Source organism: Runella limosa DSM 17973 (genome assembly GCF_000482465.1).
GTDB lineage: Bacteria > Bacteroidota > Bacteroidia > Cytophagales > Spirosomataceae > Runella > Runella limosa.
In genome coordinates, this window is the sequence record NZ_KI519420.1 from 1,281,978 (window position 1) to 1,301,745 (window position 19,768).

General features: G+C 44.7%; 17 protein-coding genes. 11 read left to right on the top strand and 6 right to left on the bottom strand.

Annotation, left to right across the window (positions count from 1 at the left end; genetic code table 11):
- Nucleotides 1–13: 13 nt before the first annotated feature.
- On the top strand, nt 14–418 hold the full coding sequence (locus K339_RS0115380; protein WP_028524389.1) for a DUF1573 domain-containing protein: 405 nt from the start codon (nt 14–16) through the stop codon (nt 416–418).
- Nucleotides 419–595: 177 nt separating this feature from the next.
- Nucleotides 596–1,804, top strand: a complete 1,209-nt coding sequence (locus K339_RS0115385; protein ID WP_028524390.1) for a serine hydrolase domain-containing protein — start codon at nt 596–598, stop codon at nt 1,802–1,804.
- Between the two features lie 56 nt (nt 1,805–1,860).
- Here the strand turns inward: K339_RS0115385 and K339_RS0115390 are convergent, their stop codons facing one another.
- Nucleotides 1,861–2,730, bottom strand: coding sequence for a carbon-nitrogen hydrolase (locus K339_RS0115390; protein ID WP_028524391.1), 870 nt, complete (start codon nt 2,728–2,730; stop codon nt 1,861–1,863).
- Between the two features lie 129 nt (nt 2,731–2,859).
- Between K339_RS0115390 and K339_RS0115395 the strand changes: the two genes are divergently transcribed.
- Both K339_RS0115395 and K339_RS0115400 read left to right on the top strand, forming a co-directional pair.
- Entirely contained in the window at nt 2,860–5,079 is a 2,220-nt protein-coding gene (locus tag K339_RS0115395) for a S9 family peptidase (protein WP_051398025.1), read from the top strand.
- A gap of 118 nt (nt 5,080–5,197) precedes the next feature.
- On the top strand, nt 5,198–6,136 hold the full coding sequence (locus K339_RS0115400) for a sugar phosphate isomerase/epimerase family protein (RefSeq protein ID WP_028524393.1): 939 nt from the start codon (nt 5,198–5,200) through the stop codon (nt 6,134–6,136).
- Nucleotides 6,137–6,358: 222 nt separating this feature from the next.
- Here K339_RS0115400 and K339_RS0115405 read toward each other — a convergent pair whose 3' ends face one another.
- Nucleotides 6,359–7,528 (bottom strand): cation:proton antiporter, encoded by a 1,170-nt coding sequence (locus K339_RS0115405; protein WP_028524394.1) that lies wholly within the window; start codon nt 7,526–7,528, stop codon nt 6,359–6,361.
- A gap of 103 nt (nt 7,529–7,631) precedes the next feature.
- Entirely contained in the window at nt 7,632–9,134 is a 1,503-nt protein-coding gene (locus K339_RS0115410) for a trypsin-like peptidase domain-containing protein (RefSeq protein WP_028524395.1), read from the bottom strand.
- A gap of 323 nt (nt 9,135–9,457) precedes the next feature.
- Between K339_RS0115410 and ruvX the strand changes: the two genes are divergently transcribed.
- From ruvX to K339_RS0115440, 6 genes are all read left to right on the top strand, one after another.
- Complete coding sequence (ruvX, locus tag K339_RS0115415; protein ID WP_028524396.1) at nt 9,458–9,871, top strand: Holliday junction resolvase RuvX; 414 nt, start codon at nt 9,458–9,460, stop codon at nt 9,869–9,871.
- Between the two features lie 5 nt (nt 9,872–9,876).
- Complete coding sequence (gene def / locus K339_RS0115420) at nt 9,877–10,449, top strand: peptide deformylase (RefSeq protein ID WP_028524397.1); 573 nt, start codon at nt 9,877–9,879, stop codon at nt 10,447–10,449.
- A 252-nt stretch (nt 10,450–10,701) separates the two neighbouring features.
- Complete coding sequence (locus K339_RS0115425) at nt 10,702–11,430, top strand: ribonuclease H-like domain-containing protein (RefSeq protein ID WP_028524398.1); 729 nt, start codon at nt 10,702–10,704, stop codon at nt 11,428–11,430.
- A gap of 77 nt (nt 11,431–11,507) precedes the next feature.
- On the top strand, nt 11,508–12,791 hold the full coding sequence (locus K339_RS0115430) for a metal-dependent hydrolase family protein (protein WP_028524399.1): 1,284 nt from the start codon (nt 11,508–11,510) through the stop codon (nt 12,789–12,791).
- Between the two features lie 89 nt (nt 12,792–12,880).
- Nucleotides 12,881–14,344, top strand: coding sequence for a bifunctional phytoene desaturase/3,4-desaturase (gene crtID, locus K339_RS0115435; protein WP_028524400.1), 1,464 nt, complete (start codon nt 12,881–12,883; stop codon nt 14,342–14,344).
- A gap of 19 nt (nt 14,345–14,363) precedes the next feature.
- Complete coding sequence (locus K339_RS0115440) at nt 14,364–15,194, top strand: phytoene/squalene synthase family protein (protein ID WP_028524401.1); 831 nt, start codon at nt 14,364–14,366, stop codon at nt 15,192–15,194.
- Nucleotides 15,195–15,319: 125 nt separating this feature from the next.
- Here the strand turns inward: K339_RS0115440 and K339_RS0115445 are convergent, their stop codons facing one another.
- Genes K339_RS0115445 through K339_RS0115455 form a run of 3 tightly spaced genes read right to left on the bottom strand, consistent with a single transcriptional unit; the run spans nt 15,320 to nt 17,041 of the window.
- Complete coding sequence (locus tag K339_RS0115445) at nt 15,320–15,820, bottom strand: IS630 family transposase (RefSeq protein WP_157607516.1); 501 nt, start codon at nt 15,818–15,820, stop codon at nt 15,320–15,322.
- Between the two features lie 20 nt (nt 15,821–15,840).
- Nucleotides 15,841–16,056 carry a helix-turn-helix domain-containing protein gene (locus K339_RS37560; RefSeq protein ID WP_028524402.1) on the bottom strand — a complete coding sequence of 72 codons (216 nt, stop codon included), beginning with the start codon at nt 16,054–16,056 and terminating at the stop codon, nt 15,841–15,843.
- A gap of 7 nt (nt 16,057–16,063) precedes the next feature.
- Nucleotides 16,064–17,041, bottom strand: a complete 978-nt coding sequence (locus K339_RS0115455) for a LytR/AlgR family response regulator transcription factor (RefSeq protein ID WP_028524403.1) — start codon at nt 17,039–17,041, stop codon at nt 16,064–16,066.
- 878 nt (nt 17,042–17,919) lie between these two features.
- Between K339_RS0115455 and K339_RS0115465 the strand changes: the two genes are divergently transcribed.
- Nucleotides 17,920–19,716 carry a DUF11 domain-containing protein gene (locus K339_RS0115465; protein WP_169731855.1) on the top strand — a complete coding sequence of 599 codons (1,797 nt, stop codon included), beginning with the start codon at nt 17,920–17,922 and terminating at the stop codon, nt 19,714–19,716.
- Nucleotides 19,717–19,768 lie beyond the last annotated feature (52 nt).

A 19,768-nucleotide genomic window follows, 5' to 3' on the forward strand; every position in this document is an offset into this window, starting at 1 on the left:
TTTTACACACAACATGAAAAAGGTTTTTTCACTATTCGTAGCAATTTTAGCATTTAGCGCAGTTAGCTTCGCCCAAAAAGGAGTAATCAAATTCGCTAAGAACGAAAATGATTTCGGTAAAATCGAGCAAGGAAAGCCAGTTACTTACGTATTTGAGTTCACAAACACAGGTACAGACCCAATCGTATTGGGTAACGTAGCGGCTTCTTGCGGATGTACAACTCCTGAGTGGACGCGTGAGCCAGTAATGCCAAACAAAAAAGGAACGGTAAAAGCTACGTTTAACGCTGGCGTGATGGGACCTTTCAACAAGACCGTGACTGTACCAAGCAACGCTGAAAACGGAACCGTTTACTTAACACTCAAAGGAGAGGTGGTTGCCAATAAAACAGCTGCCCCTGCGAAAAGCGGTAAATAATCGTCCTTGAAAGTGTTCTTCAAACGATAAACTTTCATTCCTAAAAAGGCTTTGGCTTGGCTGCCAAAGCCTTTTTATTTATATTTGCAATAGAACTGTGGGTAGAATAGTTGTGTGTAATGTATTGCGTACTTATTCTGCTCAATACATTTCCCTCTCTCGTTAACCCACTTTAGAATGATTAGAACCATTGCATTTCTTGCCTTAGTGGTTGTTTTTTCCTGCAACAACACGAGCGATAATCAACACCAAGCGTCCCACCTTCACCACACATTAGTAGATTGTGCCTCGGACAAACCGCTTTCTCCCGAAAAACTGACCGAACTGCGCAAACGTATCAAAGCCGATGAAAAAGCTAGGCGTTTGGATTCGCTCTTTCAGCGAAAATTCAAGCTAGAACGGTTCAACGGAAATGTGCTCATTGCCCAACAAGGCGTTGTTTTGTATCGGAACTCTAACGGATACGCCCAAGTGGAGAAAAAAGACACCCTTCGACCTGATTCAAAGTTTCAGTTGGCGTCACTTTCAAAAACATTCACTGCGGTAGCTATTCTCAAACTTTATGAAGCGGGTAAGCTTAGTTTGGAAGATTCCGTCAAGAAATTTATTCCCCAGTTTCCGTATTCGGGTATCCAAGTCAAAAGCTTGCTTTCTCACCGTAGCGGTTTGCCCAATTATGCTTATGTACTCACCGACAGCGTGCGTAAACGCAATCCTTATCCGACCAACGATGACATCGTGCGCTGGTACTGCGCCGTAAAACCAAGACCTTATAATACCCCCAATACGTATTTTAGTTACAGCAATACCAATTACGCTTTGCTGGCCACCATTGTGGAAAAAGTGTCAGGAAAAACTTTTGAGGCGTTTCTTCATGACTCGATTTTTAAGCCCCTAGGCATGAAAAATACGTGGCTTGTCACAACTCAAAACGATTCCCTAAACCAGTTGCGCACCGCAGGCTATCAGCACAATCGCCGCTTGCCAAAAGACAATTTTGACGATGTCGTGGGTGACAAAGGAGTCTATTCTACCATGGATGATATTTTTCGCTGGTATGCAGGTTTGAGCGGAGGCTGTGTGTTGCGCCCCGAAACGTTGAAAGAAGCTTTCACGCCTCGTAGTTTTGAGAAAAGAGGCATCCGAAACTACGGCTATGGCTTTCGGATGCACGTGGACGAAGCAACGAAACAACCCAAATATGTCTATCATACGGGTTGGTGGAAAGGCTACAATACCTTGATGTGGTTTAGCCCAAAAGACAAATTTGTCATCATCCTCCTGAGCAACCGCTACAATCGAAGCATTTACCAAATCAAACCTATTTTGCAGATTTTGGAAGGAAAAGGCGAAGTCGATGCTGAAATTGAGGAGGGGATGTTTTGAGAAAAAGGGAGAATAGGTGGCTCCTCACGAACCACCTATTCTAATAATATACGAATTTACTCGTCAATCAAGCGCTTTGTAATTGGTTGATAACTGTCGATGCGGCGGTCGCGGAGGTAAGGCCAGGTGGTGCGATAATACTCCGTTTTGTCCAAATCGAGTTCAATTACCTTCGTTTCTTCTTGGTCGTGAGAAGCCAAGTACATCAGACTTCCGAAAGGATTGGAAACAAACGAACCTCCCCAAAACTGCTGATCGGCTTCGCGCCCTACGCGATTGACCGAAACGACATATACGCCGTTGGCAACGGAATGGCTTCGCTGAATGGTTTGCCAGGCATTGTATTGTTCTTGGCTAATGGCAGGGTCTTGTTCGTTGACATCCCAGCCAATGGCTGTTGGGTAAAACAAAATTTCCGCCCCCATCAAACTCGTGATACGGGCTGCTTCGGGATACCATTGGTCCCAACAAATAAGTACGCCCAATTTTCCAAATTTGGTTTGAAACACTTTATACCCCAAATCGCCTGGGGTAAAATAGAACTTCTCGTAGTAGCCTGGGTCATCGGGAATGTGCATTTTTCGGTATTTTCCCAAATAACTTCCGTCGGCGTCCAGAACGGCGGTGGTGTTGTGGTATAAACCTGGCGCTCGTTTTTCAAATAAGGAAGCGATAATCACAATACCGAGTTCTTTGGCTAATTCGCTAAGAACGTCGGTGGTAGGTCCTGGGATGGCTTCGCCGAGGCTAAAATTGGCGTGGTCTTCTACGTCACAGAAATAGAGCGACTTAAACAATTCTTGAAGGCAAACGATTTGAGCACCTTGCGCAGCGGCCTCGCGGGTTTTGGCGATGGCTTTCGCTAAATTATCGTTGACATCGGCGGTACAGCTCATTTGTACCAAACCTACTTTTACGTTTCGCATTTGAAAATGATTTTAGACCGCAAAAATAATGGGTAGCTAGGTATCTACAACCTGAAAGGGATTTTTGTCAATTTTTTATAAGTCTTCAAAAGTCTGTACTTTCGGACAAAAATCAACAAACCCTTCATTATGCGTTTATTTACTAACCTAACAAGCGCTTTTCTACACTGCGCTCTTTTGATAAGTATATCGTTTGGGAGCGTGGCCCAAACCAAAGAAAAAGTGGTCGCTTCTGACCTCACTCGCATCAAACAACTGGGCAACGTCGCGATTTCGCCCGATGGAAAACGTATCGTTTACAACGTAAATACCATTGAACCTAACGCTGATGGCAGCGATTATGACTACAAATTGCACATTTGGGTGGCAGATGCAGACGGGAAAACAGCGCCTCGTGCCCTCACCCGTGGCAGCGAAAGCGCCGTGGGACCTGTTTGGAGCCCCGATGGAAAAAGTATTGCTTTTACCCGAAGCGTAAAGGGGAAATCTCAGATTTTCGTGATGCCACTGGATGGAGGGGAAGCGTGGCAGTTGACGGACTACAAGCATGGAGCAGGCGGGCCGCAGTTTTCACCCGATGGCGCTAAAGTTTTGTTTTCGACCTCAGTAAACTTTGCTACTTTGATGACAGATTCGATTCTGAACCCGTCAAAAGGTGGGCCTGCATGGAGTTTGGAAAAAGCAGGTTTTTTGAAAAACGAACAACTCAAGAAAAACACCGCTAAACCTAATCCTGATGGTACAATTGAAGAAATCAGAGCGTATCTTGACAAAGATGTGGAGGATAAAAAAGCAAAAGTAATCAACCGCCTCAATTTCCAAGGGGAAGCCTCAGCGGGTCAGGAGTTGAGCTTTTCGCATCTGTTGGTGATTGACGTAAAAGAAGGAGCAAAGCCATTGCCGTTGACGAAAGGGTTTTATTCTTACAGCTCAGGCGCATGGTCGGGTGATGGAAAACAAATTTGGTTTGCCACGCGTACCGATACGCTGATTCACCCCGACCGCGACTTGGCAAACCGCATTTGTGTGATGAATGCTGACGGAAGTGGTGTTCGTACTGTTTTGACGGACAAAGCCCGTAGTTTTGGACAGCCTACGCCTTCGCCTGATGGACAGTGGTTGGCGTTTACAACGTCGCAAGCAGCTATAAAATCAGGTACGCTTGACCAATTCCATTTAGGCTTTTTGAACTTAAAAAATGCGGGTGCTACTTTCAGTATCAATCCCTTCGACCGTTCGCCAGGCAATTTGAAATGGGTGACGCTGACATTCCCCAAAAACAAAAAAGAAGTAGGCAAAGTCGAGTACGTTTACTTTACAGCCTCGTCAAACGGCGGAGCGCCGTTGTATCGTGCGGTGCCTACGGTAGATAAAGTAGAGCAACTTTCTGACTATGACACAGGGGTAACTGATTTTGACGTACAGCCCAATCAAGTAGTTTTTGCCAAAACTGAAATTATGAATCCATCCGAGTTGTATCGTGCGGATGTGTTGATGAAAAATGCTCAAAAACTGTCTTCTCATAACGATTGGGTTGCCAAAAAAGCCTTGAGTATTCCGACCAAACATACGTTTACGAACTCGAAAGGCCAGACGGTGGAGTACTGGATTATGAAGCCAACGGTGGTGGAAGCGGGTAAAAAGTACCCTTTATTGCTCAACATGCACGGTGGTCCAACCGCCATGTGGGGGCCAGGCGAAGGCTCTATGTGGCATGAGTTTCAGTATTTCTGTGCCCAAGGTTACGGAGTTGTTTATGCCAACCCTCGCGGTTCGGGAGGCTACGGCGTAGAGTTTATGCGCGCCAATTACCGTGATTGGGGAACAGGCCCTGCCGAAGACGTATTGCGGGCTTGTTCGGAAGCAGCCAAAGAATCATGGGCTGATACGTCGCGTCAGGTGATTACGGGAGGTTCGTATGCGGGCTATTTGACGGCTTGGGTTATTGCGCACGACCAACGTTTTAAGGCGGCTTTTGCGCAGCGCGGTGTGTATGATTTGACGACTTTTATGGGCGAAGGAAACGCGTGGCGTTTGGTGCCTAATTATTTTGGAGGCTACCCGTGGGAGGCCGAAACCAAGGCGTCGATGGATGCGAATTCACCTTATACCTTTGTGGATAAAATAAAAACACCGTTTCTGATTAAACACGGTGAAAACGACTTGCGCACGGGCGTGATTCAAAGTGAGATGATGTACAAGTCGTTGAAAATCATGGGGAAAGAAGTCGAGTATGTGCGTATGCCAGGCGGGACGCATGAATTGAGCCGTAGCGGAAATCCTCGTCAGCGCATCGACCGTATGTTGCGGATTTATGAGTTTTTTGAGCGGTATGTTGGGAAGAAGTAAAAATACTTCCACGACTGCCTTTTGAAGATTAAAAAGAAAACCCATTGAAGTGTGATGATTTTGCTGTCAACTTCAATGGGTACGTATAAATAATTACAAACCCTTTTAAACTAATTACATGAATAATCGTCGCTCGTTTATCAAGCAATTAGGGGCTGTGGCAGGGGCTGCAGCGCTTGCTCCTGAAGTGTTGGCCTTTGAGCCCCAGAAAAAATTATGGTTTGAGATTTCATTAGCGGAGTGGTCGTTGCACAAAGCCATTTTTAATGAGAAAAAACTGACCAACTTAGACTTTCCCGTGGTAGCTCGTAAAGAATTCGGGATTGGAATTGTGGAGTACGTCAATCAAATGTTTAAGGACAAAGCCAAAGACACTGCCTATCTGAACGAACTTTTGATGCGTTGCAAAGACAACGACATCAAAAACCACCTCATTATGATTGACGGCGAAGGTGGCCTGGCCGAAACGGATGATGCAACGCGTAATAAGGCCGTTGATAACCACAAAAAATGGGTAGAATGTGCCAAATACTTGGGTTGTAAGACGATTCGGGTAAACTCATTTGGCCGTGGTACAGCCGAGGAGGTAGCCAAAGCTGCCGTTGACGGATTGGGTAAATTGGGTGAATTTGCCGCTCCTGTGGGCATCAACGTGATTGTGGAGAACCACGGAGGTTTTTCTTCTGATGGGAAGTGGTTGTCGGGAGTAATGAAGCAAGTGAACATGAAAAACGTAGGTACCCTTCCTGATTTTGGCAACTTCTGCATTAAGCGCAGTACAGGTGGTGAGTGGGGTGGAAGCTGCACCGAAGAATACGACCGTTATTTGGGCGTAAAAGAGTTGATGCCATTTGCCAAAGGTGTAAGTGCCAAAACCAACGATTTTGATGCCAATGGCAATGAAGCGAAAATGGATTACGCGAAGCTTCTCAAAATTGTGAAAGACGCGGGCTTCCGTGGCATTGTAGGTATCGAATACGAAGGAAACGTAACGTCAGAATACGACGGCATCAAAGCCACAAAGAAACTTCTTGAGCGCGTAGGCGCAAGTGTTTAAGGGAATGTCGAGGGTAGAATGCAGAATGTCGAATGGGGTATTCTTGTTCGACATTTTGCATTCTACACTCGACATTTTGCTGAGGGTTTCTCAAAACCCGACTTTATTGCGAGCGTCGGGGTATAAGTGCCCCGACGTATAGTGCTAAGATGCGGAATAAAAACTCGGGTTGTGAGCAACCCTTTGCATTTCATTCGACATTCTACCCTCGACATTCTAAACTTATTTTTCTTCCTTCTTATGTAACATCAAGCCTGCCATCATAATGAGGGCAGTGAGAATAATGATTTGAATAATCAGAGATTTGTTGATTAGGGGAATGATTTGAGTGGCAGGAATGCTCAAAAAAAGAAGAATGGTGATCAAACCACGCGGCGCGACAAACACCAAAGGCGAAAGTGGAATACCGTATATTTTTAGGGCAGCGGCTCGGGCGACAAAAATCCCCGCAACGATACCAATTGCCCAGACAAAGGTATTGGGGTTAAAAATTTCGGCACTTTCCATTAGGTAACCAAACAATAAAAAGAATAAAACCCGAATCACAAACGTCGCTTCTATGACAATTTCCTTGAACTTCGCAACTTCACGGTCAAGCACGTTGGGTTTAAGCTTCTCTATCCAGCCAAATCGCTTGATTTCGTCTAAATTCCCCAGAAACAATCCAAAAATAAGAATAAAAATTAGGGCAGGAAGGTGATAAATTTTTGAAACATTATAAATCAAAATGATGAGCAGAATAATGGGCGCAAACTTGATGTGGTGGTCGATTTTGCTCAATAAGTAGGACAGCGCTCCCGTAGCTATAAAGGAAATGAGAATAATGGCCAGCAACTGACCAATAAATTGCGTAAGCGAGCTAAAGCCGAAGGTTTCGTTGAAGGCTACAAAATTAAAAAATACCACGCCCAAAATGTCGGAAAGGCTACTTTCATAAATGACAAATTCTTTTTGGGTATTCGGTAAATTTTTGACGCTCGGAATGGCAATGGCGCTACTAATGACGCACAACGGAAGGACGTTTAATAGGGTATCCTTAAAAGATGTACCACCCCAATAGACAAAAGCGGCAGTCGCGCCAATGGCTAAAACCACCATAGGAAGCAGTGCTACCATGAATGATTCTTTGACAGACCCAAGTTTTGAACCATTGAGTTGTAATTCCAGTGAACCTTCTAAGACAATAAGAATTAGTCCAATAGTCCCCAAAATTGGGAGTACAGGTGTGAGATTTGGAATAAAAAGCCCCGTTGATATCGAAAGCTGACGAACTCCCCAACCCATGAGGAGCAATAAAATAACGGATGGTATTTTGGTTTTTGAAGAGGTAATGTCAAAAATATAGGCAGCTAAGATTAATAGACAAATGGTGATAATAATCGCGGTTGTCATAGTAGAAAATGGTTGGGAGAACAAGCAATAATAACTAAACCTCTGAAAAAAACAAAGGGTTAGGACTTTTGCAGCCCTAACCCTTTAAGTGATAAATCAAAGATTATAAATTAAATCCGAACGAGTAAACGTCTTCAGGATAATCGAGATACAAGCCTTCCATTTGTACACGTCCTCCGTTTTTGTCTGCCAAGGCCGCTTTCAGTTCTTTTACCGAACGAACGGGTTTGTCATTGACTTTCGTAATCACAAAACCTTCTTCTACACCTACTCGGGCAAGTTTTCCGCCTTGCATAGCCGTTACTTTTACCCCGCCACTGATGTTGGCACGTTGAAGACGTTGTACTTCGCGTGAGTTGAGGTCGCCAAATTGAGCACCAAGCGAACCAAGGGCTGCATCTGCTTCATCGGTTTTGATGATTTCTTTTCCACCTTCACGGTTACGAAGAATCACACTATAATCTTTCACCGAACCATTGCGGTTAACGGTCAAGTTGACGGCTTCACCTGGGCGCTTACGAGCCACAAGTTCGCGGAATTTAGGGTCAGAGTCCACCTCAATGCCATCGACTTTTGTGATAACGTCACCTACTTTTAAGCCAGCATCTTTGGCGGCACTACTGCCATCGCCAAATCCTTTGACATAAATTCCCGTTGCTACTCTAACGTCGTACTGGTCAGCTTTTTTGCTGTCGAGTTCGTCAGGGATGATACCAATGTATCCACGTTGAACCCCACCGAACTTAATAATATCGCTTGATACTTTCTTCACCAAACTAGCAGGTACGGCAAACGCATAGCCTGCGTAGCTTCCTGTCGGGCTGGCAATGGCGGTATTGATACCCACCAATTCACCTTTGAGGTTTACCAGTGCACCTCCTGAGTTACCAGGGTTAACAACAGCATCGGTTTGAATAAACGACTCAAGTGGTGTGTCACCTCCTTGGCGGTTAGCCGATTGGCGTTGGTTCAGAATTCCAATTCCACGACCTTTGGCACTGACAATGCCCGCCGTGACGGTTGATTCCAAGTTGAAGGGGTTTCCTACGGCTACTACCCATTCACCCACTTTGATGGCGTCGGAGTTGCCAAACGCAAGCGAAGGAAGGTCTTTGGCAGGGATTTGAATGACCGCAATGTCCGTAGAAGGGTCAGTCCCAATCACTTTGGCTTTGTAGGTGCGCTTGTTCGACATTACTACTTCGAGTTCTTCGGCACCTTCTACCACGTGGTTATTGGTGACAATAAACCCGTCGGCGCTAACGATGACCCCCGAGCCTGATGACTCTTGCTTTTGAGGCCCGCCACGGCGAAAACCGAAGTCTTCTCCAAAGAAATCGAACAAATCCATGCCTCTTTGCTGGGCTTGACGCATGGCCGATGCTTTGATGTGAACGACCGCAGGCGTTGAAACTTCGGCCGCATAGGTAAAATCAACGGCTGCCCCCGCAGGAGGAGCCGAAGTGAAGCGCGCCAATGGGCTGTCGGCTTCTTTGAAAATAACGTCTTTGGTATCGTCAAGACCTCCAATAAGCTTGTAACCTCCGATGGTCGCTGCACTTGAAATAAGTCCAACCAATGCCAATGATTTCCAATTCTGATTCATGACTTTTATGAGCTTTTGGTTATGGTTTTTTTGAGTGATTGCTTGTAAAAAAAGTACCGAGATAACGCGTTTTAAAAGCATTCCGTGCCCCAATTTCTAACTTTTAACAATATTTAACAAGACATTGTTTGGAGAACACTTTCTTCTATAAAATAATAATGCGAGCGGGCGAAAACTGTCAAAATGTCATTCTGTTGGGGTGGCTTTTCAACATTTTTCCCCAAAGAGGCTGACGAATTTTCTGCTATATTTGCAGCTTAATTGATTCGTAAACCTTATAGGTTTTAAAAACTTATAAGATTTCGATTAGAAACAACGAATAAATGGCGCGAATCATTGCGATTGATTACGGAACCAAACGAACGGGTATTGCGGTAACAGACCCGTTGCAGATCATTGCAACGGCGCTTGATACAGTTCGCTCGCACGAATTAATCGACTTCTTAAAGCGTTACACTGCCGCAGAAGCCGTGGAGTCGTTTGTGGTAGGAATGCCCCGAAAATTAGACAACACCGATACCAACAACACGCCGCACGTGAAGGGCTTTATAAAACAACTCAAAAAAGCTTTTCCCGAAACACCCGTTTACGAACACGACGAGCGTTTTACCAGCAGTATGGCACTCCAAACGATGATTTCGATGGGAACCAAAAAAAGCGACCGTCAGGATAAATCCAACATCGACAAAATGAGCGCGACCATCATTTTACAATCGTATTTAACCACGAAAAAATAATTTCCATGATATTTCCCATCGTAGCATACGGCGATCCCGTTTTGCGTAAAGTGGCTCGACCCATTGAAAAAGACGAAATCAACTTGGCCGAATTTGTAGCAAATATGTACGAAACCATGTACGAATCGTCGGGCATTGGGTTGGCAGCGCCACAAGTAGGACAAAGTATTCGTGTGTTTGTCGTAGATGGTACTATTCTCAACGAGGACGAAGAAGAAGAGGACAAAGATCCAAGTTTGGAAGGGTTCAAAAAGGTGTTTATCAATCCCCAAATTTTGGAAGAAACGGGCGACGAATGGGCGTTTGAAGAAGGATGTTTGAGTATTCCAGGGGTTCGGGCGGATGTATATCGTCCCGAAAAGCTCAAAATAAAATACCGTGACCCTGAGTGGAACGAACACATCGAAGAATATGATGGCATGGCGGCTCGTATCATTCAACACGAATACGACCACCTAGAAGGTAAATTGTTTACGGATTATTTGCCGATGCTCAAGCGCCAAATGCTCAAAAAACGCTTGGCCGACATTACCAAAGGTGCCGTGAAGGTAGATTACCGAATGCGCTTCCCGAAATAAACGAATCGTCGGGTTGTGAGCAACCCTCCACACGGGTGGTTCAGGTTGCTCACAACCCGAACATAGCGTACAAGCGAGATTGCTCACAACCTGACTTCTGATTATCATTTTACAACACATATAACATAATAGAATAAACACATAGAAAATCGCTTGGTTTTCTATATGAAAAATCTAAGTGAGCTATGTGATTACTTGCAGTTTTTCTCTGTACCAACGGTTTTACTGTTCAAATTATCAAACTTCACAGCCATGGATCTCCGCAAAAAAGCTAAAAACGTACTTTTTATCGACATCGAAACGGTTTCGTCGAAAGCTTCCTTTGACCAGCTTGACGAACGAATGCAGGAACAGTGGGAACGCAAAGCGTCGAATATTCGCAACGATGACCACGTGGCTCCTTTCGACTTGTTTTACCGTCGGGCGGCGATTTATGCGGAGTTTGGCAAAATCATTTGTATCGGCGTTGGGGCGCTGTATTGGAATACCACCGACGAGCAGCCACGTTTTAAAGTAAAATCCCTCGCGGGCGACGACGAACGTGCCCTGTTGTTGGAATTTAAAGAGTTGCTTGAAAAATACCCCCAAAACCAACTCATTCTCTGCGCTCACAACGGCAAGGAGTTTGACTTTCCTTACATCTGCCGACGGATGTTGGTCAACGGCATCACCCTTCCCGAATCACTCCAACTTTCGGGTAAAAAGCCGTGGGAAATCCTTCACCAAGACACGCTTGACATGTGGCGTTATGGCGATTACAAGAGTTTTGCGCAGTTGGATTTGTTGGCGGCGCTTTTTGGTATTCCGAGTAGTAAGTCGGACATCAGCGGCGAAGACGTAACGCGGGTGTATTATGCCGAAAAAGACCTCGACCGTATTCGGCGCTACTGCAAGGAAGACGTTGTGGTGTTGGCCCAGCTGTGGCTGCGTCTCAATCAATTCGAGACCGTGAAACCCGAGTACATTGTGCGGGCGGAGTAGTGTTGTGAAAATTCTATGGATTTGTCGTCACAGTTTGTTTTCTTTGAGTTGCCTTTTCAAACAAAGACCAAATCCCAATGAAAAAAATCTACCTCTTGGCGGGTGCGATGGCGCTCGCTGCTTCCTCTTCATTGTACGCCCAACGTACCCTTATCCACTGCGGAAAACTCATCGACGGCTTGGCTGATGCGGCCCAAGACCAAATGACGATTGTGGTGGAGAAAAACCGCATTACGGCCGTGGAAAAAGGCTACACCAAAGGCCAAGGCACCGACAAAGTGATTGACCTAAAAAACAAAACGGTTCTGCCTGGCTTGACCGACATGCACGTGCATATCGAAAGCGAAACCAGCCGCGACCAGTTTGCCAAACGCGTCAGCTACACGCCCGCTGATATAGCTTTTGAAGCCCAAAAATATGCTTATATCAACCTCATGGCGGGCTTTACGGCCGTGCGCGATTTGGGTGGAAGCGGCGTCAATATTTCGCTACGCAATGCCATCAACAAAGGCTTGGTCGTTGGGCCGCGCATTTTTACGGCAGGTCAAACCCTCGCAACAACGGGTGGTCACGGGGATCCTACCAACGGTCTCGGCAACCACTTTACCGCGCCCGAAAAAATGACTGATGGCGTCGTGGATTCGCCTGAAGCAGGCCGCAAAGCCGTGCGCCAACGCTACAAAGACGGAGCCGATTGCATCAAAATCACCGCCACGGGTGGGGTATTGAGTATCGCCAAGAGTGGTAAAGCTCCTCAGTTTACCGACGATGAAGTGTCGGCCATCGTTTCTACGGCCAAAGATTACGGCTTTCACGTGGCTGCCCACGCCCACGGTGCGGAGGGGATGAAGCGGGCGTTGCGCGCGGGCGTGACGACCATCGAACACGGAACGTACATGGACGATGAGGCGATTGAGATTTTCAAAAAAACGGGGGCGTATTATGTGCCTACCATCATTGCGGGGCGTTCGGCAGCTGACTCGGCCAAAATCATTGGGTATTTCCACCCGTTCGTACGGGCCAAAGCGTTGGAAATTGGGCCATTGATTCAGAAAACGTTTGAAAAAGCCTACAAAGCGGGTGTGAAAATCGCTTTTGGAACCGATGCAGGTGTATTTGCTCACGGTAAAAATGCCAAAGAATTTGAGTACATGACCGAAGTAGGAATGCCACCAATGGAGGCTATTAAGTCGGCGACCATCGTACCTGCGCAGATTTTGGGCGAGGAAGCCAATATGGGTAGCATTAGCAAAGGAAAATACGCCGATATTATTGCGACCGACGAAAACCCTCTCCAAAACATCAAAACGCTTCAAAACGTCACGTTTGTGATGAAAGACGGCGCGGTGGTGAAACAGTAATTTTTTAACTTTTTTGCGTATATTCAAAAACCGTTGATGGGGTTTGCGAGTTTAGTTACTACATTCATCACGGAAGAACAATTTATACGTTGAAAAAAGTAATCGTCATAGGAGCAGGCTTTGCGGGGCTTTCGGCCGCCACTAGCCTTGCCAATAAAGGTTTTGAGGTCACTATTTTAGAGAAAAATTCCGTGCCTGGTGGACGGGCACGGGTTTTTCGTGAAAAAGGCTTTACGTTTGACATGGGCCCCAGCTGGTACTGGATGCCCGACGTGTTTGAGACGTATTTTGGAAAATTTGGCAAAAAGCCTTCTGATTACTACCAACTTGTGCGGCTAGATCCTTCGTATGCCGTTATTTTTGATGCCGCATCAGCAGTCGATATTCCTGCGGGAATTGACAAATTAAAACAACTTTTTGAGCAAATAGAGCCTGGCAGCGGGCAACGCTTGGAGGCGTTTTTGGAACAAGCTGCGTACAAATACGACGTGGGCATGAACAAGTTCGTTTGGAAGCCAAGCCGAAGTATTTGGGAGTTTGTAAGCCTCAAACTGCTCTATGATTTGGGCCGAATGGACGTGCTTCAAACCTTTGCGGGGCACATCCGTAAGTATTTTTCTGATCCAAAGTTGCTGCAATTAATGGAGTTTCCCATTCTATTTTTGGGGGCAACGCCCGAAAATACGCCTGCTATGTATAGCCTGATGAACTACGCCGAAATTTCGATGGGGACGTGGTATCCGATGGGTGGCATGTACGAAATCGTCAAAGGAATGGTGGCATTGGCGGAGGAAAAAGGCGTAAAACTTTTACTCAACCAAAACGTTACGCGCATCGACGTAGTGGGAGGGGTAGCCAAACAAGTGGTGACAGACAGTGCTACTTTCGAGGCCGACGTAGTAGTGGCAGGGGCAGACTACCACCATGTGGACACTAAATTGTTGGGACAATATCGAAACTATTCGGACTCCTATTGGGATAAAAGAACCCTTGCTCCGTCTTCATTATTATACTATTTGGGTATTAATAAACGTATCCCAAAACTACAGCACCATAATTTATTTTTTGACGAAGATTTCAAGCAGCACGCCCACGAAATATATACCCAACCACAGTGGCCAAGCAAACCGCTGTTTTACGTGTCGGCTCCTTCCAAAACCGACCCTTCGGTCGCGCCTGAGGGCTGTGAAAACTTGTTTCTTCTCATTCCCGTCGCGCCTGATTTAAAAGATGATTCGGAAGAAATTCGTGAGCGGTATTTCAACGTAGTGATGGAACGCTTGGAGACATACGTTGGGGAAGACATTCGCCCGTATATCGTTTATAAACGCACTTATGCCCACCGCGATTTTATGTCGGATTACAATGCCTTCAAAGGCAATGCCTACGGTTTGGCAAACACGTTGTTTCAAACGGCATTTTTAAAACCAACACTCAAAAACAAAAAGGTGGCTAATTTGTTTTATACAGGACAGCTTACTGTGCCTGGGCCAGGGGTGCCGCCGTCGTTGATTTCGGGCTTAGTAGTGGCCGATGAAGTTGAAAAAGCATAAAGAAACCAAACCATTCTCCATGATACAGTTATTTAATCAGACAGCCTTGGAATGTAGCAAGCTTATCACGGAGCGCTACAGTACTTCTTTTACATTGGGTATCAAGACATTAGATGCTAAGTTTCACTTGCCCATCTACGCCATTTATGGTTTTGTTCGCTGCGCCGACGAGATTGTAGATACGTTTCATGACCATGATAAAAAGTTTTTGCTAGATAAGTTTCGGCATGATACTTATGAAGCCATTGAGCAGCGTATCAGCCTCAATCCCGTGCTTCACGCGTTTCAGTTGGTGGTGAATGAGTACCAGATAGAACGTGATTTGATTGATGCGTTTTTGCACAGCATGGAAATGGATTTGGCTCCTTTGGATTACAATAGAAATTTATACGACGAATACATTTATGGCTCGGCAGAGGTGGTTGGGTTGATGTGTTTGAGGGTATTTTGTGAAGGAGATGTCAAGATGTTTGACCACTTAAAAGAAGGAGCGAGGCGCTTGGGTGCGGCTTTTCAGAAGGTTAATTTCTTGCGCGATTTGAAAAGCGATTATGTAGAACGAGGGCGCGTATATTTTCCAGAAGTCGATTTTCAGTTGTTTTCTAAAGAAGCGAAACGAAAAATCGAAGCCGACATTCAGGCAGACTTTGACGCGGCCAACGTTGCCATTCAGCAGCTTCCAAAAAGCGCCCGCATGGGAGTGTATTTGGCGTACGTGTATTATTTGAAGCTTTTTACCAAAATCAAAGAAACGTCGGCCAATCGGATTCAGGAAGAGCGCATTCGGGTGCCAGATTTTCAGAAAATGGCACTTTTAGCCAAAACATACCTTCAATTTAGGCTCTCCTAAACTCAATACCAATACCCTACTCTAAGCATTATGGCGGCTTCCAACTTACGGGAAAGTAGGCTGAAAGTCGCTTTTTTATTCTTTATCCAGCATTTTTAGCCAGCTACTTATACTAATTTTAAAGATTAATTGCGTATTTTGATGTAAGGGTATTTAGTAAGTTTAATTACATTTTCTAAGTTGTCAGCAACCTTCATTAGGGCCTCACAGACACGCTCTTGTGCTTGTTGGATAGTGTCAAAAACTTTGTTAGCAAGTTCTTTTCTCATCTCTTGAAAAAACCTTTCAACAGGGTTCAACTCGGGACAGGCCGTAGGCAAGTGTTGTAAAACTACTAAAGTATCTTTTGTTACTTTGCTTTGATGGGTTGTTGCTCTGTCAGCAATCAACAAAGTAGTTCGGTTAAGGCATTGGTTAAATTCTTTGATAAATAGGGCAAAACATTCCATGTTCATGTAAGGCAAAATCATCGCAAAAACCTCTCCCGTATATGGCTTGAGGGCTAAATAAAGATATGAAAACTCATAACCTATTTTCACGGGGGCCTGCGGCCGATGCCCTTGTGGTGTCCATTTTCGTTTGTTTTCGGTACGAGTGCCAAATCGCATTTCGTCCTCAAAAAACACGGCTTGTTTATAATCACTGGTCAGTTCATGGAAGTTTTTTTAAAAGCTTCCATGCCTTCTTTGTCTTGACGGACATTGCTAGGACGACCTGTTTTTAGTTTGATTTTGAGCCTTTTGCACAGTAAACTGATACCACCAAGGGTGTAAGTTACTTGCAGGTTATTTTCAAGCCACTCTTGAATATCGGCTAAACTATTGGCTTGGTCAGTCTTTAAATAAGTTCGTAAAAGACTCATTTGAACACTACTGAGTTTGCCGAAATAGGTTTGACGACTCAAATCCAGAAGAAGGGTAAGCCCTCCTTGTCTGTATAATTGCCATAAATTTTGGCTCTGACGTTCTTTCAGACCTATTAATGCTCCTGCTGACTTTTGAGATTTTACTTCTTGCGTCTTCAGAGCATAGAGATACTGCAAGCGATCCCGATGAATCGTTAGTTTTTGTTTGCCCATCAACTCTTTTAATGTGTCGGGGCTTTCTGATATTGCTGTTGCGTAGTCCATAAAACAAAAATATAAATACGCAATCAAAATTTAAAATCAGTATTAGGCGAAGTTTGTAGGTGATACCTATTTCAATGGCTTTGTCGTCGATGTAGAGGTTTTTCTTATCAAAGCTGGTGATTTTATTAATATTAACAATGTACGATTTGTGGACACGGATAAAGTTTTTGACGGGAAGCTGGTGCTCAAGGTGAGTGATTACGTCGTTGACTACCAGTATTTTGCCGTTTGTTTTATGGATTTTTGAGTACATACCATAAGCTTCAATAAACATAATGTCGTCGTAAAGGATAGCGTGCATTTTACGACCAATCTTTACCATTATTTTGTTTTTAATCGCCAAATTTGAACTGTTGGCGGTATTAATATGTACTGCCCGAAAACACGCTTTGTGGAAACGCAAAGGAGTTAAAGGGGGCATTAAATAATCGAGTGCTCCCACATCAAATGCTTCAAGAGTAAAATCTTTGGAAGGGCTGACAACCACCACGGGTGGGAGATTTGGCCTGAGCTGAAATAATTCGAGTCCCTTGACGTCGGCAAAATCTGTCCCCCAGAAAATGATACTAACATCGTTAGTGGTGAGCACCGCCATTAGCTCCACGCCTGAGCAACAGACGAGAGGCGAATGCATAAAAGGAAGCTGGGTTATATATTCTTTTACTTGATTCACAAGGTTAGAATCAGCAATGGCAATGACTGGGGTTAGGCTATTCATAACGAGTTTAGAATGGAGTACACATAAATTATCTAATAAATGCCAATTAAGAGATTTGCGAAACTACAAAAACTACTATAAACGAAAAACTGGCTAGTGCGTGATTGTTATTGGACATAACAAAAAGCGTGCTATTTTTTGGTATGTATATTTTTCTATTGGCATATTAAATGTAAATTAATAGAAAGAAATGTGGATTTCATATAGGTGATATTGTTATTTTGTATAGTTTTTTTCTTTTGGTATGTATTATTTTGGCGCTACCTCCCAAAAACGCAAATTCGTCTTGTCATTTTCGCAATTAGCCTATACCAAAATGCTAATTGATTAGGTAAAAAAAAAGACATAGGTGCCTTGTTGCTTCTTGGCCTAAAAATTGATGCTTTGCTCTATAATTAGTGCAAACACACTTCTACCCTCATTGCGAAAAATAGTCCTTTAAAATTGCTTGTTCTCTCTATTTTAGGGAGGGTGAGAGCTCGTGGGCTTTTTAGAAACGCAACTCATTTCTAATGCCTTCTTAGATTGCCACAATAAGCAGGGTCAATGGATGGCCAAGCTATAGATAAAAGAGTAGTTATAAACAGACACAATGATAAAACAGGAAGTTAAAAAATAATAATAATAAAACAGGAGGGAAAGAAGCCCTAGTACCGACCAAAGTAATCAAGCTTTCTTTCGCCTCCTTCGTTGGCTAAACCCCGTAAAAATTAGGTTAACACCATGCAAAGATACTGCAAAAATGGTGAATGGGACTTTTACGTCCTAATATTTTCACCGTCAGTGAGTTATTCACGATTTTTTGAGCGACAATGGCCTGCATGGTGGGCCTTGGCTGCCTCTTGTTTCCTTCTTCCATTGTTAATCCCTTTTTTCCGATGAAACATTTTATACGACTGTTGGCAGCCGTGGGGCTGCTATTGGTGTCGATGGCGACCCAAGCACAGAAAGGTTCATTTGCCGTGCGACTGAGCCTCAAATCGTTTGATTGCGTTACCAAAAAACTGGTATTGCAAGTTCAAGTCAAGGCGAATAATGCAGACAGTACCTTCCTGATGGGAGATGCCAATTATCGGTTTAGGTACAATACCCAACAACTCGCAAATCCAACGATTGTAAGTGAAGAGAACTTCTCAGGTAATGCGCCTGCCAGCCAAACGGCTTACCAGTCTCAAAACCTTGAAGGAAGTACCGCTGGCGCTACTGTTGGTATAGTTTCTCTCAATACCATTTTTGCGGGAAGAGCAGGTGCAAAGCAAGTGACGACCGACTGGACAACGGTAAGTAGTTTGTCATTTGATGTACTCACCACTACAAGTTGTTATACCCTGACGTGGCAGAAAGATACCGATTTCCCAAGAACAGGGATGAGTGAGGTGGTGGTCACTACTACGACGCCTTTTGCATATACAACCAATAACGTAAAAGCGGCCAAAGTTTTTGAAAACCTTACAGTATGCCCCGATCAATACTGCCAAACAAGCAAGGCAAAATACGGCGTTCGTTTGTCGGTAAAAAGCTTCGATTGTACGACCAAAAAAGCGGTCTTCAGGGTAGAAGTTAGAGCGGCGGATGCTGCAAGTACGTTCTTGATGGGAGATGCTAATTTCCGTTTCAACTATAGTGCTACGCTGCTTACCAATCCACAAATTGTTTCACAAGAGGCATTTTCTTCTATGGCACCTGCCTCAGATAACCGCTATACAGCTCAAAACCTAACGGGAAGTACCGAAAATACGACGAGCGGGGTGGTGTCATTGAATGTCAAATACAGCCCATCGGGTACACCAACCGCCCGCCAAGTAACTGAAGCATGGACAACAGTTTCGTGCATTTCGATGGACTATAAAGGGACTTTAGCTAATCCTTGCTTCGACTTAAACTGGCAAACTGGCACCGACTTCCCCAAAACAGGGATGAATGAAGTTGTAATTAATGGTGCTCAATACACGCTAACCGATGTACCGACAGGCGTAGAATATACAAAAGCCACGCTCTGTCCAGCACTTCGCTGCTCAGACAAATCGGCCGATTTAACCTTGTCGAAAAAGCGACTGTCGGCGGCTCAAGCAACGGTTGGAAGTACGGCTAGTTTTAAAATTACGGTGAAAAACGAAGGCCCTGATTCAGCGACCAACGTTGTAGTGACCGATTCCCTTCCTAACGCTTTGAAGTGGTTAAGTTCAGTACCAGCACTTACTCCAGCAGGACAAGTATTGACATGGAACATCGCAAGCATTGCTCCTGGCGACAGCGTGGAGTTAGTTATCAATACCCAAATACTGGCTGAAGGCGTACATTTTAACCGTGCTCAAATCACATCAGCAGACCAAGAAGACCCCGATTCGACGCCAAACAATAATCAGGTTTTGGAAGATGATATCGCCCATGCGTGTGTGAGTGTCCCCATCAAACTATGCTCTAATCAGCAAATTACGGTCACAGTACCAAGCTTCTTTACCAACGTAAGGTGGTTTAAAGGTGCCACGCAGGTTGGCACAGGAAATACCATCGACTTATCAGATGCGGGCTCCTACAGTATCAGTGCCGATGCGGGAAGTTGTCCCGCAGAAGGGTGTTGCCCCATCGTGATTGAGGCCATCGACTGTTGTCCACCAGATTTGTGCTTACCGTTTACGATTAAGCAAACCAAAAAAGCAGGCAAGCCTATTTAATAGGCTTGCTTTTTCCCTTTAGAATAATTCCAATATACCCCTTATTTAAATA

Bases quoted from the DNA above. Each gene is read 5' to 3' on its own strand.
- K339_RS37560 (WP_028524402.1), bottom strand. From the start codon at position 16,056: ATGAGTCTTTTACGAACTTATTTAAAGACTGACCAAGCCAATAGTTTA.
- K339_RS0115390 (WP_028524391.1), bottom strand. From the start codon at position 2,730: ATGCGAAACGTAAAAGTAGGTTTGGTACAAATGAGCTGTACCGCCGAT.
- K339_RS0115440 (WP_028524401.1), top strand. From the start codon at position 14,364: ATGATACAGTTATTTAATCAGACAGCCTTGGAATGTAGCAAGCTTATC.
- K339_RS0115465 (WP_169731855.1), top strand. From the start codon at position 17,920: ATGAAACATTTTATACGACTGTTGGCAGCCGTGGGGCTGCTATTGGTG.
- K339_RS0115405 (WP_028524394.1), bottom strand. From the start codon at position 7,528: ATGACAACCGCGATTATTATCACCATTTGTCTATTAATCTTAGCTGCC.
- K339_RS0115410 (WP_028524395.1), bottom strand. From the start codon at position 9,134: ATGAATCAGAATTGGAAATCATTGGCATTGGTTGGACTTATTTCAAGT.
- K339_RS0115430 (WP_028524399.1), top strand. From the start codon at position 11,508: ATGAAAAAAATCTACCTCTTGGCGGGTGCGATGGCGCTCGCTGCTTCC.
- K339_RS0115400 (WP_028524393.1), top strand. From the start codon at position 5,198: ATGAATAATCGTCGCTCGTTTATCAAGCAATTAGGGGCTGTGGCAGGG.
- def (WP_028524397.1), top strand. From the start codon at position 9,877: ATGATATTTCCCATCGTAGCATACGGCGATCCCGTTTTGCGTAAAGTG.
- K339_RS0115455 (WP_028524403.1), bottom strand. From the start codon at position 17,041: ATGAATAGCCTAACCCCAGTCATTGCCATTGCTGATTCTAACCTTGTG.
- K339_RS0115395 (WP_051398025.1), top strand. From the start codon at position 2,860: ATGCGTTTATTTACTAACCTAACAAGCGCTTTTCTACACTGCGCTCTT.
- ruvX (WP_028524396.1), top strand. From the start codon at position 9,458: ATGGCGCGAATCATTGCGATTGATTACGGAACCAAACGAACGGGTATT.
- K339_RS0115385 (WP_028524390.1), top strand. From the start codon at position 596: ATGATTAGAACCATTGCATTTCTTGCCTTAGTGGTTGTTTTTTCCTGC.
- K339_RS0115425 (WP_028524398.1), top strand. From the start codon at position 10,702: ATGGATCTCCGCAAAAAAGCTAAAAACGTACTTTTTATCGACATCGAA.
- K339_RS0115380 (WP_028524389.1), top strand. From the start codon at position 14: ATGAAAAAGGTTTTTTCACTATTCGTAGCAATTTTAGCATTTAGCGCA.